This window comes from Pseudomonas sp. SJZ077, from assembly GCF_007993905.1.
Taxonomy (GTDB): Bacteria; Pseudomonadota; Gammaproteobacteria; order Pseudomonadales; family Pseudomonadaceae; genus Aquipseudomonas; species Aquipseudomonas mandelii.
Window position 1 is genome coordinate 1 of the sequence record NZ_VIUJ01000017.1, and the last position, 16076, is coordinate 16076.

Annotated in this window: 16 protein-coding genes; all 16 read right to left on the reverse strand. The window is 58.8% G+C overall.

Annotated elements, in window-relative coordinates; genetic code table 11:
• Positions 1–98: 98 nt before the first annotated feature.
• Positions 99–428 carry a flagellar hook-basal body complex protein FliE gene (fliE, locus tag FBY01_RS22795; RefSeq protein ID WP_010456962.1) on the reverse strand — a complete coding sequence of 110 codons (330 nt, stop codon included), beginning with the start codon at positions 426–428 and terminating at the stop codon, positions 99–101.
• A 130-nt stretch (positions 429–558) separates the two neighbouring features.
• Complete coding sequence (locus FBY01_RS22800; protein ID WP_077748626.1) at positions 559–1938, reverse strand: sigma-54 dependent transcriptional regulator; 1380 nt, start codon at positions 1936–1938, stop codon at positions 559–561.
• A 5-nt stretch (positions 1939–1943) separates the two neighbouring features.
• Complete coding sequence (locus FBY01_RS22805) at positions 1944–3149, reverse strand: PAS domain-containing sensor histidine kinase (RefSeq protein WP_178113288.1); 1206 nt, start codon at positions 3147–3149, stop codon at positions 1944–1946.
• Between the two features lie 128 nt (positions 3150–3277).
• Complete coding sequence (locus FBY01_RS22810; RefSeq protein ID WP_010456968.1) at positions 3278–4753, reverse strand: sigma-54 dependent transcriptional regulator; 1476 nt, start codon at positions 4751–4753, stop codon at positions 3278–3280.
• 173 nt (positions 4754–4926) lie between these two features.
• On the reverse strand, positions 4927–5223 hold the full coding sequence (locus FBY01_RS22815; RefSeq protein WP_077748624.1) for a flagellar protein FliT: 297 nt from the start codon (positions 5221–5223) through the stop codon (positions 4927–4929).
• A gap of 10 nt (positions 5224–5233) precedes the next feature.
• On the reverse strand, positions 5234–5629 hold the full coding sequence (gene fliS, locus FBY01_RS22820; protein WP_010456972.1) for a flagellar export chaperone FliS: 396 nt from the start codon (positions 5627–5629) through the stop codon (positions 5234–5236).
• A 128-nt stretch (positions 5630–5757) separates the two neighbouring features.
• Entirely contained in the window at positions 5758–7185 is a 1428-nt protein-coding gene (gene fliD / locus FBY01_RS22825) for a flagellar filament capping protein FliD (protein WP_145309650.1), read from the reverse strand.
• An 82-nt stretch (positions 7186–7267) separates the two neighbouring features.
• Positions 7268–7633, reverse strand: a complete 366-nt coding sequence (locus FBY01_RS22830; protein ID WP_010456977.1) for a flagellar protein FlaG — start codon at positions 7631–7633, stop codon at positions 7268–7270.
• A gap of 73 nt (positions 7634–7706) precedes the next feature.
• Entirely contained in the window at positions 7707–8558 is an 852-nt protein-coding gene (locus FBY01_RS22835; protein WP_008072599.1) for a flagellin domain-containing protein, read from the reverse strand.
• A 253-nt stretch (positions 8559–8811) separates the two neighbouring features.
• Positions 8812–9081, reverse strand: coding sequence for a hypothetical protein (locus tag FBY01_RS22840; RefSeq protein ID WP_010456982.1), 270 nt, complete (start codon positions 9079–9081; stop codon positions 8812–8814).
• The gene (locus FBY01_RS22845) at positions 9078–10370 is read right to left on the reverse strand and encodes a motility associated factor glycosyltransferase family protein (protein ID WP_145309652.1); all 1293 of its coding nucleotides are present in this window, start codon (positions 10368–10370) and stop codon (positions 9078–9080) included. The genes FBY01_RS22840 and FBY01_RS22845 overlap by 4 nt, the downstream gene beginning before the upstream one ends.
• Positions 10371–10466: 96 nt before the next feature.
• The gene (locus tag FBY01_RS22850; RefSeq protein WP_010456985.1) at positions 10467–11393 is read right to left on the reverse strand and encodes a ketoacyl-ACP synthase III; all 927 of its coding nucleotides are present in this window, start codon (positions 11391–11393) and stop codon (positions 10467–10469) included.
• A 228-nt stretch (positions 11394–11621) separates the two neighbouring features.
• Entirely contained in the window at positions 11622–12674 is a 1053-nt protein-coding gene (gene pseI / locus FBY01_RS22855) for a pseudaminic acid synthase (RefSeq protein WP_145309654.1), read from the reverse strand.
• Entirely contained in the window at positions 12667–14172 is a 1506-nt protein-coding gene (gene pseG / locus FBY01_RS22860; RefSeq protein WP_145309656.1) for a UDP-2,4-diacetamido-2,4,6-trideoxy-beta-L-altropyranose hydrolase, read from the reverse strand. Before pseG ends, pseI begins: the two co-directional genes overlap by 8 nt.
• Positions 14169–14864 carry a pseudaminic acid cytidylyltransferase gene (pseF, locus tag FBY01_RS22865; RefSeq protein ID WP_145309658.1) on the reverse strand — a complete coding sequence of 232 codons (696 nt, stop codon included), beginning with the start codon at positions 14862–14864 and terminating at the stop codon, positions 14169–14171. Before pseF ends, pseG begins: the two co-directional genes overlap by 4 nt.
• 37 nt (positions 14865–14901) lie before the next feature.
• Complete coding sequence (pseC, locus tag FBY01_RS22870) at positions 14902–16071, reverse strand: UDP-4-amino-4,6-dideoxy-N-acetyl-beta-L-altrosamine transaminase (protein ID WP_010456993.1); 1170 nt, start codon at positions 16069–16071, stop codon at positions 14902–14904.
• Positions 16072–16076: the final 5 nt, after the last annotated feature.

Genomic DNA, 16076 nt, shown 5'->3' on the forward strand with positions numbered 1-16076 from the left:
CAAAGACATGGGTCCAAGGCACGGCGGTGCATGCTCATGTTTCAACGGATCGGGTAATCAAGGCTGCAAAAACGAAAAGACCTTGAAAGGGATGGTCCTTAAACCGGCATCTGCATGATGTCTTGGTATGCCTGAACCAGCTTGTTTCGCACTTGGGTCAACGCTTGAAAAGACACGCTGGCCTTCTGCGAGGAAATCATGACATCCGTCAGGTCGACGCCACTTTTGCCGATCTCGAAGGCACTGGCCAACTGACTGGACGCTTGCTGGGTGTCGTTCACTTTATTGACAGCCTGACCGAGCATGTCGGAAAAGCTGCTGCCACCCAGTTCAGGGACTGCGGCAGTCGATTTAGGCGCAGACATGGCATCCATTTGCATGGAGCGCATGTCCAGCATCAACCGATTAAATTCAATACCTTGGCTCATGGTCTACTCTCGTTGGCGACCCGCAATTTTTTGACACTCACTCGGCGGGTAGTGAGGTGTTAGCAACAAGGGTGCCAGCTCCGTGGCTGCTCTGAACAAAAGCGTTTCCCGGGCTTTGTTGGCGAACGAATCAAGTCGCGAACAAATAAGCTTCCACATCCATCCCGGCATCGCGCATCTGCGCCAGCTTGTAGCGCAAGGTGCGTGGGCTGATGCCCAATCGCTCAGCCGCTTCTTTGCGACGGCCGCGCTCGGAACGCAAGGTGTCGATGATCATCTGGAATTCACGGCGACGCAGGTCATCACCCAACGCCCCGGCCGATTCAGCCTCGACCTCCACGGCCCGCACCGGCGCCAACGCCGGCAACGGCGCACAAGCCACCGGTCCGGACAGGCAGAAATCCTGGGGCTGGATCAAACCACCCTGCTGCAGAATCAAGGCGCGCTGGATCGCGTTATCCAGTTCACGCACGTTGCCCGGCCACGGATAACCGATCAGGCACGCCTGTGCCTCGGGCGACAGTTTCGCAGCGGCATGCTTCATTTTATTGACGTGTTTGGCCAGCAGACGCTCGGCCAGCGGCAGGATGTCGGCGGTACGCTCGCGCAGCGGACGCCAGGCCAGCGGAAATACCGACAATCGATAGAAGAGGTCTTCACGGAACCGCCCCGCCGACACCTCACCGGACAGGTCACGGTTGGTGGTCGCCACGACCCGTATATCCAGGGAGATCGGCTTGCGTGCGCCGACCCGTTCGACTTCACGCTCCTGCAACACCCGCAGCAATTTGGCCTGGAGCCCGAGGGGCATTTCAGAAATTTCGTCGAGTAGGATCGTTCCGCCATCGGCCTGCTCGAACTTGCCGGCCTGCGCCGCGATGGCGCCGGTGAATGAACCTTTTTCGTGACCGAACAAAGTGGCTTCGAGCATGTTGTCGGGGATCGCCGCGCAGTTGATCGCAATGAACGGCTGACTGGCGCGATGGGAATGCTGATGGATATAACGCGCCAACACTTCTTTACCGGTCCCGGACTCGCCGGAGATCAATACCGTCGAATCGCTGCGCGCGACCCGCGCGGCCAGTTCCAGCAATTGCACACTGGCCGGCTCGAAGGCGATCGGCCCTTCGCTCTCGGTCGCACCGAGCGTACCCAGTGCGTGCCGCGCCACGAGGTCGAGCAAGGCTTTGGGCTCGAACGGCTTGACCAGATAATCCGCCGCGCCTTGGCGCATCGCATCGACGGCCCGCTCGACTGCGCCATGAGCGGTCATCAGCAACACCGGCAATTGCGGCTGACGCGTTCGCAGCAAACCGAGCAGTTGATGGCCGTCCATGCCCGGCATATTGACGTCGCTTATCACCAGGCTGAAAGCCTCATTGCCGACCGTCGCGAGCGCCTCTTCCGCCGAACCGACGGCCGTGTAATCGTGCCCCGCGAGCAGCAGCGTATCGGCCAGTGCTTCGCGTAGCGCGCGGTCGTCCTCGACCAGTAAAACCTTGATTGCCATGTCCTTCACTCCGCTCCCTGAGCGTTAGGCTGCTCACCGGAAAAAAGTGGCAGGATGACCTGCGCGCAGGTGCCGCGACCCGGCCGCGAGCGCAACTGCAATTCTCCCTGATGAGCACGGGCCACAGCCTTGACCACGGTCAGGCCCAGGCCAGTCCCGGTGGTTTTAGTGGTGAAAAACGGCTCACCCAAGCGCGCCAGTACTTTGCCGTCGATGCCGCTGCCGCTGTCACTGATGCACACCCGCAGGTTGTTTCCCCTGGCATAGAAATGCACTTTCAAGCGGACATCACCGGCACTGGCCTGAACGGCGTTCTCGATCAGATTAAGGATTGCGCCGACCAAGGTGTCGCGGTTGCACAGCAGCTCACCGGCATGACTGTCGCACTGCCAGCGAATCGGCAAATCCTGAACATGAGTCAGTGCCGCCGATTGCAGCGACTGCATCAATTGCTTAGGCGTGACGCGGTCGGTCAACGGCAGCTCGCCCCGCGCGAACACCAACATGTCGCGAACCTGATGTTCCAGCTCATGCAACCGCTCTTTCAGGCGCCCGGCAAAACGTTGCTGCGTGGCGACCGGCAATTCCTGCTCAGTCAAATGACTGGCGTAGAGCAACGCGGCGGACAACGGCGTCCGAATCTGATGGGCCAGCGAGGCGACCATTCGGCCGAGAGACGACAGGCGTTCGTGGCGAGCCAGTTGATCTTGCAGATGACGGGTTTCGGTCAGGTCGTTGAGCAACACCAACTGCCCGGGCTCGGCATCCAGCGAACGAGTGGCGATCGACAGACGTCGACCGTCCTTCAGAGAGATTTCGTGACCGTCGTCTTCGCGAGGAGCAAAGCAACGGGCAATGACATGGCGCCAGAGCTCGCCTTCGAGGGGCAGGCCGAGCAACTCGCAGGCCGCCGGGTTGGCTTCACGCACAATGCCCTGGGCATCGATGACGATGACGCCGCCAGGCAACAGATCGAGGAGGTTTTGCAGACGGTTGGCCAGACGTTCCTTTTCCGCCAGCTCTTGCATGCGCTGAGCGCTGACCACCGCCAGCTCACCCTTGAGCTCGGTGACCCGGGCTTCCAGCATGCTGTAGGAATCAGTCAGCTGGCTCGACATTTGGTTGAACAGCGAGAACGCCTGCTCAAGGCCAAGCCGGCTTGCCTGCTCTACGGACGACGGTTGCCCCGAAGCATCAGGGACAGGAGACATCTGGGCGGCTTGGGGCATCGTGCTCTCTCGCTAGGCTGACCGTCAGTTAAACGGAACGTTGCGAGGGATGTAGCAATACCCGTGCCTAAAAAAAACCGCCTACAAATGAACGACTTGAAAAACAGGCGTCAATCATCTGCCTGTTCATCACCGTCGCGACGGCTCATGCCGTACTTGCGCATCTTCTCCACCAGCGTGGTACGACGAATACGCAGGCGTTCTGCGGCACGCGCCACGATCCCATTGGCATCATCCAGCGCCTGCTGAATCAAGCCCTGCTCCAGACCACCGAGGTAGTCTTTGAGGTCCAGACCTTCCGGCGGCAGCATGGCGTTGGCGGTGAAGTCCGGGGTATGACCGTTGATGGCCACCCGCTCTTCAAGATCACTGCGCAGGCTGTCGACCAGTTGCTCGTCTTCATCATCGACGTAGCGGAATTTCTTCGGCAGTTCGACCACGCCGATCACCCCGTAGGGATGCATGATCGCCATGCGTTCCACCAGGTTGGCGAGTTCGCGAACGTTGCCCGGCCAACCGTGACGGCACAGCGACATGATCGCCGCCGAGTTGAAGCGGATCGAACCGCGCTTCTCGTGCTCCATGCGCGAGATTAACTCGTTCATCAGCAACGGGATGTCTTCGACACGTTCGCGCAGCGGCGCCATCTCGATCGGGAACACGTTCAGGCGGTAGTACAAGTCTTCGCGGAACGTGCCGATCTCGATCATGCTTTCGAGATTCTTGTGAGTCGCCGCAATGATGCGCACGTCGACACTCTGGGTCTTGTTGCTGCCCACGCGCTCGAAGGTGCGCTCCTGCAACACGCGCAGTAACTTGACCTGCATCGGCAACGGCATGTCGCCAATTTCGTCGAGGAACAGGGTGCCGCCATTGGCCAACTCAAAACGCCCGGCGCGGCTGGTGATCGCCCCGGTGAAAGCGCCTTTCTCGTGGCCGAACAATTCGCTTTCCAGCAACTCGGCCGGGATCGCCCCGCAGTTGACCGGAACGAACGGCGCGTCACGACGCTTGGAGTGGTAGTGCAGGTTGCGCGCGACCACTTCCTTGCCGGTGCCGGACTCGCCAAGGATCAGCACACTGGCGTCGGTATCGGCCACTTGCTGCATCATCTGACGGACGTGCTGAATCGCCCGGCTGGTGCCGACAAGGCTACGGAAAAGGTTGGGTTCGCGATGACGACCGCGCTCGCGGGCCTGGTCGTACATCTCGCGATAGACCTGCGCACGGTGCAGCGAGTCGAGCAATTTGCTGTAGCTGGGTGGCATTTCGAGGGTCGAAAGCACTCGGCGACGCTGGTCTTCAGGCAAGTCAATGGAAGAATTATCGCCCATTAACAAAACCGGAAGGAACTCATCCCAGGTTGCGAGTGTCTTTAACAGGCCCGGAAGTGCGCCAGGAGCATTGACCGTCCCGATGAGGACACAGATCACTTCACGACTTGATGACAAAGAGCCGACAGCCTGCTGCCAGTCATGGCTACCGCAGGGTAAATTTTCTTCGCCAAGAAAATTTAAAATCACCGCCAAATCGCGGCGGCGGACGCTATCGTCGTCAATCAGCAGAATTTTGGTTTCACGCCACATGCAATAGCAACTTCCCTAGTCAACTCAATGCCCAAAATGAGGGGGCAAGCTAGACGCTTGCAGACACGTTATGCCTGTAGACGACTGAAATCTGGTACCAGCCACTAGTTAAGTCAAAAAACCGTGCACAGTCAAATTTATGGCGCACTATGTTTGGATTAACTGAGGGTTAATTAACCAAACAGATGGTAAACCTTTGCCGCGCTCTGTGCTTGATGGATCTGCGACATCTCGTCGACTATCGCCTGGCGCTCCCCTGTCGCCGCCTCCAGAAGCTGTTTATACACGCCCAGCAACTCCTCAAGGTTGTCGCGCAACGCGACCTCATCCACCGAAGCTTCACTCAAGACGTCTTCCATGCAGCAACGGCAAGCCAGGTCCAATTCACTAATGGCTTCCCAGTTGCGCTCGGCCAATGCACCGACGAGGGCATCGCGGGTTAGTTCGATTCGCTGCAAGACAAGACTCATGGTGATCTCCTTAAAACTGCGGACCCGGCGCGGCAATGGCATCCCAACCGTCTTTGACCGTGCGAAGCAGGTCGGCGACTTCGTCGAGGATTTTTGGATCGGTCTTGATATTGGCTTCAGCCAGACGCTTCATCATGTAGGTATAGAGATTATCCAGCTCGCCTACCGATTCAGCCTGATTTTCCAGATCCAGACCTTCACGCAGACCGCCGATGATGCCGATGGCCTTGCCGATCAGAACGCCCTTGTTCGGAATGTCTTTGCGTTCCATCGCGCCCCTGGCTTGGGCTATGCGATCCAGTCCGCCTTCCATAAGCATCTGAACCAGACGATGCGGGCTGGCTTCGGAAGTCTGCGCCTGAGCGCCAATCTTCTGGTATTGGCGAAGGGCTAACATTGGATTCATGTTGTACCTCATCAGAAATCTGTGGTTCGTATAACCAGTGTATCGACGACGCGTCAAAAAACTTTAGATCCAAAAACAAAAAGCCCGGAGCGCTCTAAAACGCTGCCGGGCTTTTGGCGGTTCGGGTGTTACGAGTTCTTCTGCTGCGCTGTCATCGCCTCAAACATCGAGGTGATGTTACTGGCTGTCGCTTTCAGCTTGCCGACCAGAGTATCCATGTCGTTGTACTTTTTGGTCAGCACCGCCGTCAGGGTCTCGATTCGGCGATCCAGGGCCGCCTGGTCATTGGACAGCTTTTTCTTGGTTGAATCTAGACTCTTGGCGCGCGCGTCCAGGATAGAGTCGACTGCTTTGCCATTGACGGTTTTACCTTCGGTGTAAGGCTTGATCGCGTTGTTCATACGCTCAATCAGACCATTGGTACCTGTGAACAGTGTCTGAACCTCACCGCCCAGCTTCTTGTCGTTCATTGCAGTGTTGAACTTGGTGCTGTCAAAGTCCAGTGCGCCGGTCTTCTGGTTGGTGGTGATACCCAACTGGGAAAGCACAGTCAGCTTGTCGCCGGCACCGGTCTGTGACAGCGGGCCCCGCAAGGAATCCAGAATCGAACGTGGCAGCGGGTCACCGGTCAGCGCCGCGGAAACGGTCAGCTTGCCATCGTCGTCCAGGGACGGCTTGGTCAAGGAGGTCACTGCGTTGGCGACAGCGTTGTACGCGTCGACAAACTTCTGGATAGAAGCTTTCAGGCCATCGTTGTTGCCTGCGACGGTTATGGTGGTGGTGTCCTGGGACAGCAAGGTCATCGACAACCCGGAAACGTTGCTCACGGTGTTTGAAGGACCGCTCATGGGCAAGCCATCAACGCTGTAGAGCGCGTCCACGGGCAATTCACCGATGGCTCCGGAAGAAGTCGCCGTCGGCGTTGCCGCCATTTTCACCGTACCGTCCATCTCCAGGCCGGCAATACCGCTGACCTTGAGCTCGGACCCGGCACCCGTGGTGCTGGAACCCATCACCAGACGCGAGCCAAAACTGTCTGTCACGATGTTGGCGCTGAGGCCACTGGACTGGTACTGAGTGTTGATCGCGTCGCGAACCGATTGCAGGGTGGCGCCCGCCGCAACGTTAACGGTGTAGGATTTGCTGCCCTGATTGATCGTCAGGGTGCCTGACCCGACCGGGCTGGTTGCACCACCGGCGAAGGCGGCACTGGCCACTTTCGAGCTGGTTGCCAACTTAGTGACGGCAATGGTGTAAGTACCGGCGACCGCTGAGTTATTAGCGGTGGCGGTGACAACTTTAGCGTTGCCAGTGGTTGCTGCAAAACCGGTGAACTGAGGGGACGTCGCGCTGCCCAGATCCTTGAGCGCAGTCTGGAACGTGGCCAGCAGCGATTTCAAGGTACCGATCCCGGAAATGCTCGCCGAGTTGGTAGCGGTCCCACGGTCGATCTGACCTTGCTTGGCCGCTTTGTCAGCGTTCACCAATGCTTTGACGATAGCACCAGTATCAAGGCCGGAACCTAAACCTGTGCCCGGTAGAATTGGACTTGCCATGTGAAACTCCCTTCAGTGTGTCGCCGGCCTTTTGACCACTACAACGCCCAAAAGAACATAGCAACAAAATTCGTGCCAGTTGTCAGGCTTTAGCGCTGAACAACAGGCTGCTTGCATCATTCAAACTATTGGCCAGTTTCAAGACCTCTTCGTTGGGGATCTGACGGATCACCTCACCAGAGTCGCTGGCAATCACTTTTACCACAACCTTGCCTGAAGGCTCGTCAATCGAGAACTCCAGATTACGCTTGACCGACTGAACGAACTTTTCGATTTCCTGAACGGCCATCTTCAGTTTTTCCTGCTCGGTTAAGCCGCTTTTACCTTCATCCTTGACAGCAACCACTGACGCAGCGACCGCTTGAGGCTTTTCCGCAGGCTTCTCGGCAACAGCCGTCGCCTTTGGGGCCGCAGGATAAGACAAGTTCAGCTTCACGCTCATATCCATGTCCATCACCTCTTAAACCAAAAAAGCGAGAGAGCGCGACATGCACACTCCCCCGCCAAAACTCACTCAGCTATTACTGAAGCAGTTTCAGTACAGCGGATGGCAGTTGGTTGGCCTGAGCCAGAACTGCGGTGGAAGCTTGTTGCAGAGTTTGTTGCTTGGTCAGCTGTGCAGTTTCAGCAGCGAAGTCGGTATCTTGTACGCGACCCAGTGCAGCACTGGCGTTTTCGTTGATGTTTTGCAGGTTGGAAATGGTGCTGGACAGACGGTTTTGTGCAGCACCGAGGTCAGCACGGCTGGAGTTGATCTTGGCCAGAGCGGCGTCGATTTTGGTCAGCGCGTTGTTCATCGAAGCTTCGGCGGTTGCCGAGTTGTTACCAGTGATCTGAACGGTAGCCGAGTCAACCGACAGGGTAGCTGCGTCGAAGCCGCTGTCCAGGGTCAGGGTGATCTGGTTGGTAGCGCCAGTGTTGGAACCAACCTGGAAGGTCATGGTGCCAGCGGTGCCGTCGATCAGGTTCTTGCCGTTCAGGTTGGTCGACTTGGCGATACGAGTCAGTTCGTCCGACATCGAAGCGAATTCTTTGTTCAGAGCAGCGCGGTCAGCGGTGCCGTTCGAGTCGTTTCGGGATTGAACAGCCAGTTCACGCATACGCTGCAGAATGTTGGTCGATTCTTGCATCGCGCCTTCAGCGGTCTGAGCGATCGAGATACCGTCGTTGGCGTTTTTGATAGCCATGGTCTGACCGCGGATCTGCGAAGTCATACGGGTAGCGATTTGCAGGCCGGCGGCGTCGTCTTTAGCGCTGTTGATTTTCAGGCCGGAAGACAGGCGAGTCATCGATGTCGACAGAGCGTCGGAAGCGCGGTTCAGGTTTTTCTGAACGTTCAACGATGTGACGTTGGTGTTTACTGTTAAAGCCATGACGAATTCCTCGTTGGTTGGGTACTGCGGCTTCCGGCCCTGGCAACCGCCGGGTATGGCCTAGAGAACCTTCGTAATAGTTATCGTCGCCAATGCAACTTGCTTTAGGGGATTTTCAAAATTATTTGCCATCACGTTGCCACCCCCCGTAAATCAAGGGGTTGGCGATGATCCGGCAGCGAAAAAATGACGCCAGGGAAATGTCGGCGACAGGTTGGCGAGGACTCGCCGGCACCGACAGAAGGGATATTGCTTAAACAGACAGGCTTTCGGTCAGCAACTCGACCAGTTCATATTCCAGGTAATCAGCCAATGCGAGCCAGTTCTGCGCTTCCTGACACGCGAACATTTTGCTGAGCAAAAAAGCCCATTGCTGTTGCGATGCCTGCGGCGTGGAGTCAAATGCCGGATGCACTTCACCGACCAGCTCGATCATTACCAGGCTGGCTTCGACATCACGCCCCAGACGGAACAAGGCTGCACAGTGCTGCGCATCGGCAACGAAGGTTTCAAGCGCGCTCATGACGCAAACTCCGGATGAAAAACCGTACCGGCGATCATCGCCCCTGCCCGACTGCTGTTATGGAAACGCACCTGTGGGTGGCCCGCAATAAAACGCTCCAGCTCACACAGATAGCTGCGGAAGTTGAGTTGAGTCTTGATGCGCTGGCCGTGGCCATCCAGCACCCAGTGCTTGGCAGCCCCCATCTGCGGCCCCAGATCACCATCGCTCCACCCTGCGTGGGTCTTGTCACCCGGGAAGGCAAAATCGGCGCCGAACAGCGTGATTTGCACAGCGCCCATCTTCACCGCCAGATCGACCGCCGGGTGAATCACGCTACCGCCAACATACAGCTCGCCCCTGGGCAATTGCCGACGCAGCTGCTGGTAGATCGGGCTCGCGGAATAACCGGCATAACGCGGCCCCTGCCAGGCCTCGATCACCGCCGGATCAAGCATGGGCATGTACACCAGCGTGATGTCGGCCGTGCCTTCAGACGGCAGGTGCCGCTGCGAAATGCGCTGGTCGATGCTGACGACAATGTCAGGACGAATGCCGTGCTTGAGCAGCGGACGATAGGCCGTGTCGACGCAGATGAACAACGGTCGCTCGGCTTCATTGCGAATAGCGCGCAAGGTCGCAAAGTGCTGTTCCAGGCTCGGCCCGGTGGCGATGACAAACACCTCCCGCCCCGGCTGTGAACCGAACAACTCGGCCACGTCGCGATCGCCCAGCAACCACTTGAGACTGACCTGCAAGCGCTCCACGATTTCAGGCGACTGCGGATCGAACTCACGATTGTTGAAGGTCAGATGGGTTTCACTGATCAGGCGATCACGGATCTTCGCGCTGAAATCGTCGGCCAGTACCAGTTCGGAGGGCAAGGCAAAAAACGGCAGCTGGATTTCTCCCAGATCGCCGGCATACAACAGCTCGACCCTGGGATCGCTGAGCCACGGCTGTTGATCGAGCAGTTGCAGCACCAGGGCAAACACGGCGCCGTTGAGGATGTGCACGTACAAATGCTCAAGACCGGCGCGTTGCAGCAACTCCATTTGCAGATCGCCGAGCCCTGTGCCGTAGACGTGCGCCACCGGACTGTCGAGCGGCAAACTGTCGGCCTGAAGCACGGCCTCGCGACTGCGATCATGGCGGCTGGTCAGCTGAATGCCATTGATGCTCAGCGTCGAGCCCAGGCCTTCCACCAGATCAGCCTGTAGCAGGCTCGTGTCTTCGACCAGCAAGCGCACAGCCAACGCCGGCCAGCGTTGCTCGATGACGTCGACGTTGTGCTCAAAGAACTCGCTCATGGCGCCTCGCATTGTGTTCGGGCAAAAAAATAGCGCTCAAGATTACACCTTGAGCGCTTTTTTTGTGTCTGGCTTTCTTTGACTAAGACGCCTTGTTCAAGGGCGGTAGAGGATCGCCGAGCCCCAGGACAGGCCAACGCCGAAACCGCTGAGCGCAACGCGCTTCCAGTCGGAGTCCAGCACGTGTTTTTCCAACAGCAGCGGAATGCTCGACGACACGGTGTTGCCAGTCTCGACCATGTCCTTGATGAACTTCTCCGGCTCGCCTTCGAAGCGGCGCGCCACGGCGTCGACAATCGCGGCGCTGCCTTGGTGAATGCAGAAGGCGTCGATGTCATCAGCGGTCAGTTGCGAGTCAGCCAGCAGCTCATGCAAGTGCGCCGGGACTTTGAGCAGTGCAAAGTTGAACACCTGGCGACCGTTCATGTAGAACACGCCGTCGGTGACTTTCAAGTGCGGCGCACCGGAACCGTCGGTGCCGAACTTGGCTTTGCCCAACTGCCAGGGTGCGTTTTCGCCCATCCAGGTCGCGGTGGCAGCGTCGCCGAAGAGCATGGTGGTGTTGCGGTCTTCCGGGTCGACGATCTTCGAATAAGGGTCGGCGGTGATCAGCAAGCCATTCTTCAGGCCAGCGGCTTCCATGAAGCCCTTGATCGCGTAGATGCCGTAGACGTAGCCGGAGCAGCCCAGGGAAATATCAAACGCCGCCACGGTAGTCGGCAGGCCCAGCTTGTCCTGAACGATGGCGGCCGTGTGTGGCAAACCTTCTTCGTCGCCGTTCTGGGTGACGACGATCAGCACATCGACGGATTCACGCTTCAAGTCAGGGTTGTTGGCGAACAACGCGTTGGCTGCTTCGACACACAGGTCCGACGTTTCCTGCCCGGCGTCTTTACGCGGCAGGAAGGCCGAACCGATTTTGCCCAGGATGAACTCTTCATCCTTTTCGAATTTTGCACCTTGTGCGTAATTGTCCACGCCGGCTACAGGAACGTAGCTCGCAATGCTTTTTATGCCAATCATTACGGCTTCCCAATAATAAACAGCCCAATACCACCGCTCGTAATGATTCGAGGGGCGCCGACAAACAGAGAAAAACGTCGCCCCATGGAGGCGACAACGGGAAGAATAAAAGGCTATCACTGGGCCAAACAGAGACCAGGCGCCACCTCCCCGATTTATACAATACAGTGAAGATGCGCGTTATGACTCGCAGGTCACGCTATTTTGCCGAAACAGACCGACAAGGCGTTATTCGACCAACGACCAGTCCAGCGCGGTTCCACGCTGGATGGCGTGGCGGGCGCGGCGGCCCAGAAGGGTTTCAGCGTGTTTGGGCGCCAGCCCCAGGCCAGGACGGATGGCACGCAGATTGGCGACGGTAAACGGCTCTCCGGCCGCCATATCTTGCGTGACATAGAGCGAGCGTCGGTACACCAGGGACTTGCGCTCGGCCTCGGTCACGCCGTAATGCACCTGACCCATAGCCTGCCAGGCACGCTCGGTTTCGATCACCAGGCTTTCCAGTTCGGCCGGCTCCAGGGAGAAACTGGCGTCCACCCCTCCGGCCGCACGGTCGAGGGTGAAGTGCTTTTCGATCACAGTCGCTCCCAGCGCCACGGCGGCCACAGACACGCCGACGCCCATGGAGTGATCGGACAGGCCGATCTCGCAGCCAAACAATTCACGCAAATGTGGAATCGTGCGCACATTGCTATTGGCCGGTGTTGCCGGGTACGTGCTGGTGCATTTGAGCAGCACCAGGTCCTTGCATCCCGCCTCACGGGCAGCGCGCACGGTTTCGTCGAGCTCGGCGATGCTGGCCATACCTGTGGAGATAATCAATGGCTTGCCGGTGGCCGCGACCCGGCGAATCAGCGGCAGGTCGGTGTTTTCAAAACTGGCGATCTTGTACGCCGGCACATCGAGGCTTTCGAGGAAGTCGACGGCGCTGTCATCAAACGGCGTGGAGAACGCCAGCATGTCCAGTTCCTTGGCCCGGGCGAAAATCGGCGCGTGCCATTCCCACGGCGTATGCGCTTTCTCGTACAACGCATATAACGAGGTTCCGGCCCACAGACTCTTTGGGTCCTTGATGAAGAACTCACCTTCGGCCAGGTCCAGGGTCATGGTGTCCGCGGTGTAGGTTTGCAGCTTCAAGGCATGCGCGCCGGCTTTGGCCGCCGCTTCGACGATTTGCAGCGCCATGTCCAGCGACTGGTTATGGTTGCCGCTCATCTCGGCGATGATGAACGGCGGCGCGTCGGCACCGATGGAGCGGTTGCCGATCTTGAAGCTAGTCATTGCTGCGTTCCTTTAATACGCGCGTGAACGCGCAAGCACTCTGAGTAAAACCGGCTTCGCGAAACACCTTCAGCGAAGGCTGGTTGTCCGGCAACACTTGGGCGGTGATGGCGGTCAGTTGCGGCCAGTGGGCCGTCACGAACGTCTCGCCGCGGACCAGCAGCGCCCTGCCCCAGCCCAGGCCGATGCGATCTTCAAACAGATAAATCGAGACTTCGGCTTCAAAACCGCGCACGTCATAACGCAACACCCCCACCGGACCGTCATCGGTTTCGGCGATCAACAGCAAGCGCCGCGCATTATTCAAACTGGCGGCCAGCCAATGTTGATGCGACGACCATTCAATCGCCCCGGCGTCCAGCGACCAGCGCCGAACCGCCTCGGCGTTGCGTCCGTGGAACAGAAGCCGTGCATCGTCTGCGGTCGCGAGACGGATCTGCAACACCGCACCGGCCAACGCTGCCGCCACCCGCTGCGCCCCCCGACCATCCACCAATTGCCGCGAATGATCGGCCAGGCTCTGGCGTATCCCCTGATTGCCCGCGACAAAACCGATGGCCTGGCGCAGTTGCTCGATGCTCACCTGCTCACGAGGGCCCAGGTAGACATGGGCACCCGAGGCGGCCATGACCTCGCCATTGGCCTGCTGATTGTTCGAGACCGCAATGCAAATCGTCGGCAGCCCCATGGCCGCCCGCTCCCAACTTGTCCCGCCACCGGCACCGACAAACAGGTCGGCCTCGGTCATCAGCCGGTAGAAGTCGCTGACAAAACTGTGCAAGCGCCAGTTCGGCCGAGTCGCCGCCATGGCCTGCATATCGTCCCAGGCCGGGTTGTCGGCTCCGGCAACGAAATCGACTTCCAGCGCATCGAAATCCGCCATGGCCAGCATCGCGTGATGAGTCTGCATCGCCGCATCGAAGCCGCCGAAATTCACCAACACCCGCTTGGCCTGCGGTTTGATCGGGATCGCCGGGCAACGGAACTCATCGCGCAGCATCGCGAAACGTGGGCCGAACAACGTATGGCAGCCAGGCGTGAGCAGTGAGTCATAGGCCGCTGGTGTGCCCGACAGGTTCTGGTTGAGCAGCAGGTCGACGGCGTACTGGCGAGTGGCAAGATCATCCACCGCAGCGATCCGTAGCGCCCAGCGCCGGGCCGCCGTTTGCCAGTGATGGTCGAGGCCGTAGTGATCGACGATGATCCAGTCGAACGGCGGATGGTTTTCCAATGCCTGCGCCAACGCGTCGATATCCGCCTGCCACGGCAGCATGGATTCGATGCCTTGCTGCGGGTCTTCATCGGGATAACGCCCCGGCAGCGCGAAGGTTTCAAAACCTTCGGCCGCCAGACTGTCCAACCGATGGCCCGGCAGCAGGCGACAGGCAAAGGCAACATGTGAACCCTGCTTGCGCAAGGTTCTGGCCAGGGGCAACAAGCGAGCGATATGCCCGCTGCCAATGGTCGGCGATGCGTCGGAGCGAATCAGCACCCTCATTGCAGTTCGCCTCCAGCCTTCAACGCGGCGTAAAGGTATTCAGCGCGTTTCCAGTCTTCGAGGGTATCGATGTCCTGCACCAGATGCCGCGGCAGAATCACCGGCAGGCTCGCCGGGGAAAACAATACATCGCCGCGCAACCAGGCCTCGCTGCGCCCCCAGTAGAACTGCCCCGCATCTTGAAAGGCTTCGGCCAGGTCCTGCGAGCGGGTGTTGCGAAATTCCGGGTACAACGACGTCAACGCGCCGTGTTCGTCGAGGGTCAAGGCACGCTGCACGGGAAAGCCGAAACCGGCCACGGAAAACGCGAAGGATTTATCCGGGTTCTGCTCCAGCAATTCAAAGCCCTGACGCAGAAACCGTGCCTGCAAGAGGGGTGCGGTCGCGTAGATACAACAGGCATAGTCGAACGCCGCAAGCTCATTCAAGGCATGCACCATCACCGCCGCCGTGCCGGTGAAATCGTCGGCCAACGACGCCGGACGCATGAACGGCACCTGAGCACCGTGCACCCGCGCGACCTCGGCGATTTCTTCATCGTCGGTGCTGACGACCACCTGATCGAACAGCTGCGAATCCAGCGCCGTACAGATCGAGCGGACGATCATCGGCACGCCGTCGAACGGTTTGAGGTTCTTGCGCGGGATTCGCTTGCTGCCGCCCCGGGCCGGAATGATGGCTACGCAGCTCACAACCAGCCCCCCGCCGCCCGACGATACATCATGATGTTCAACCCAGAATTCGCCTCAAATGCCCCACCACTTCATCCTGCTCCTCATCCGTCAGATCCGGGTACAACGGCAAGCTGATGGCTTCGGAAAAATAACGTTCGGCCTCAGGGAAGTCGCCGTCCTTGAAACCCTGCTCACGGTAATACGGCTGCAAATGCACTGGAATGTAATGCAGGTTCACCCCCAGCCCGGCAGCCCGTAACGCTTCGAACACCTGAGTCTGGCTGAGTTTGATCTGTTCCAGCTGCAACCGGACAACGTACAGGTGCCAGGCCGATTCGGCACCTGACTGAACGGCCGGCAATGTCACCGCAATACCCGCCAGCAGTGTTTCATAACGCGCGGCCAATTGACGACGTCGGGCGACAAACGCATCAAGCCGCGCCATTTGCGACAGGCCCAAGGCGGCATGCAGGTCGGTCATGCGGTAATTGAAGCCAAGCTCCAATTGCTGGTAGTACCACAACCCTGTGTCCGGCACGCTCATCTGAGCCGGATCACCGGTAATACCGTGACTGCGCAAACGGCGCAAACGGTCGGCGAATTCCGGGCGATTGGTCAGCACCATGCCACCTTCGGCGCTGGTGATGATCTTCACCGGGTGAAAGCTGAAAATTGTCATCGCCGCGTATTGGCCACACCCCACCGGCCGCCCCAGATACGAAGCGCCCACCGCATGGGAAGCATCCTCGATCAAGGTGAAGCCATAGCGTTCGGACAACTGCGAGATCGCGCGCATATCGCAACTCTGCCCCGCGAACGCGACCGCCACCACCACTTTGGGCAACTTCCCGGCCGCTTCGGCGATCTCCAGTTTCTCTGCGAGTAACCGTGCATCCAGGTTCAAGGTGTGCGGGTCGATGTCGACGAAATCGACGTCGGCGCCGCAGTATCGACCGCAGTTAGCCGAAGCGACAAACGTGTTGGGACTGGTCCAGAGGTAATCGCCCGGACCAAGCCCTGCGACCCGACAGGCAATGTGCAACGCCGCCGTGGCATTGCACACGGCTACCGCATATTCAGCCTGGCAGTGTTCGGCCAGGGCTTTTTCAAAGCGCTCGATCGTCGGCCCCTGAGTCAGCCAGGGCGAGTTGAGTACCTCAATGACAGCGTCGATGTCTGACTGATCAATGTTTTGTCGGCCGTAGGGAATCCGGTACGGCATCATGACCG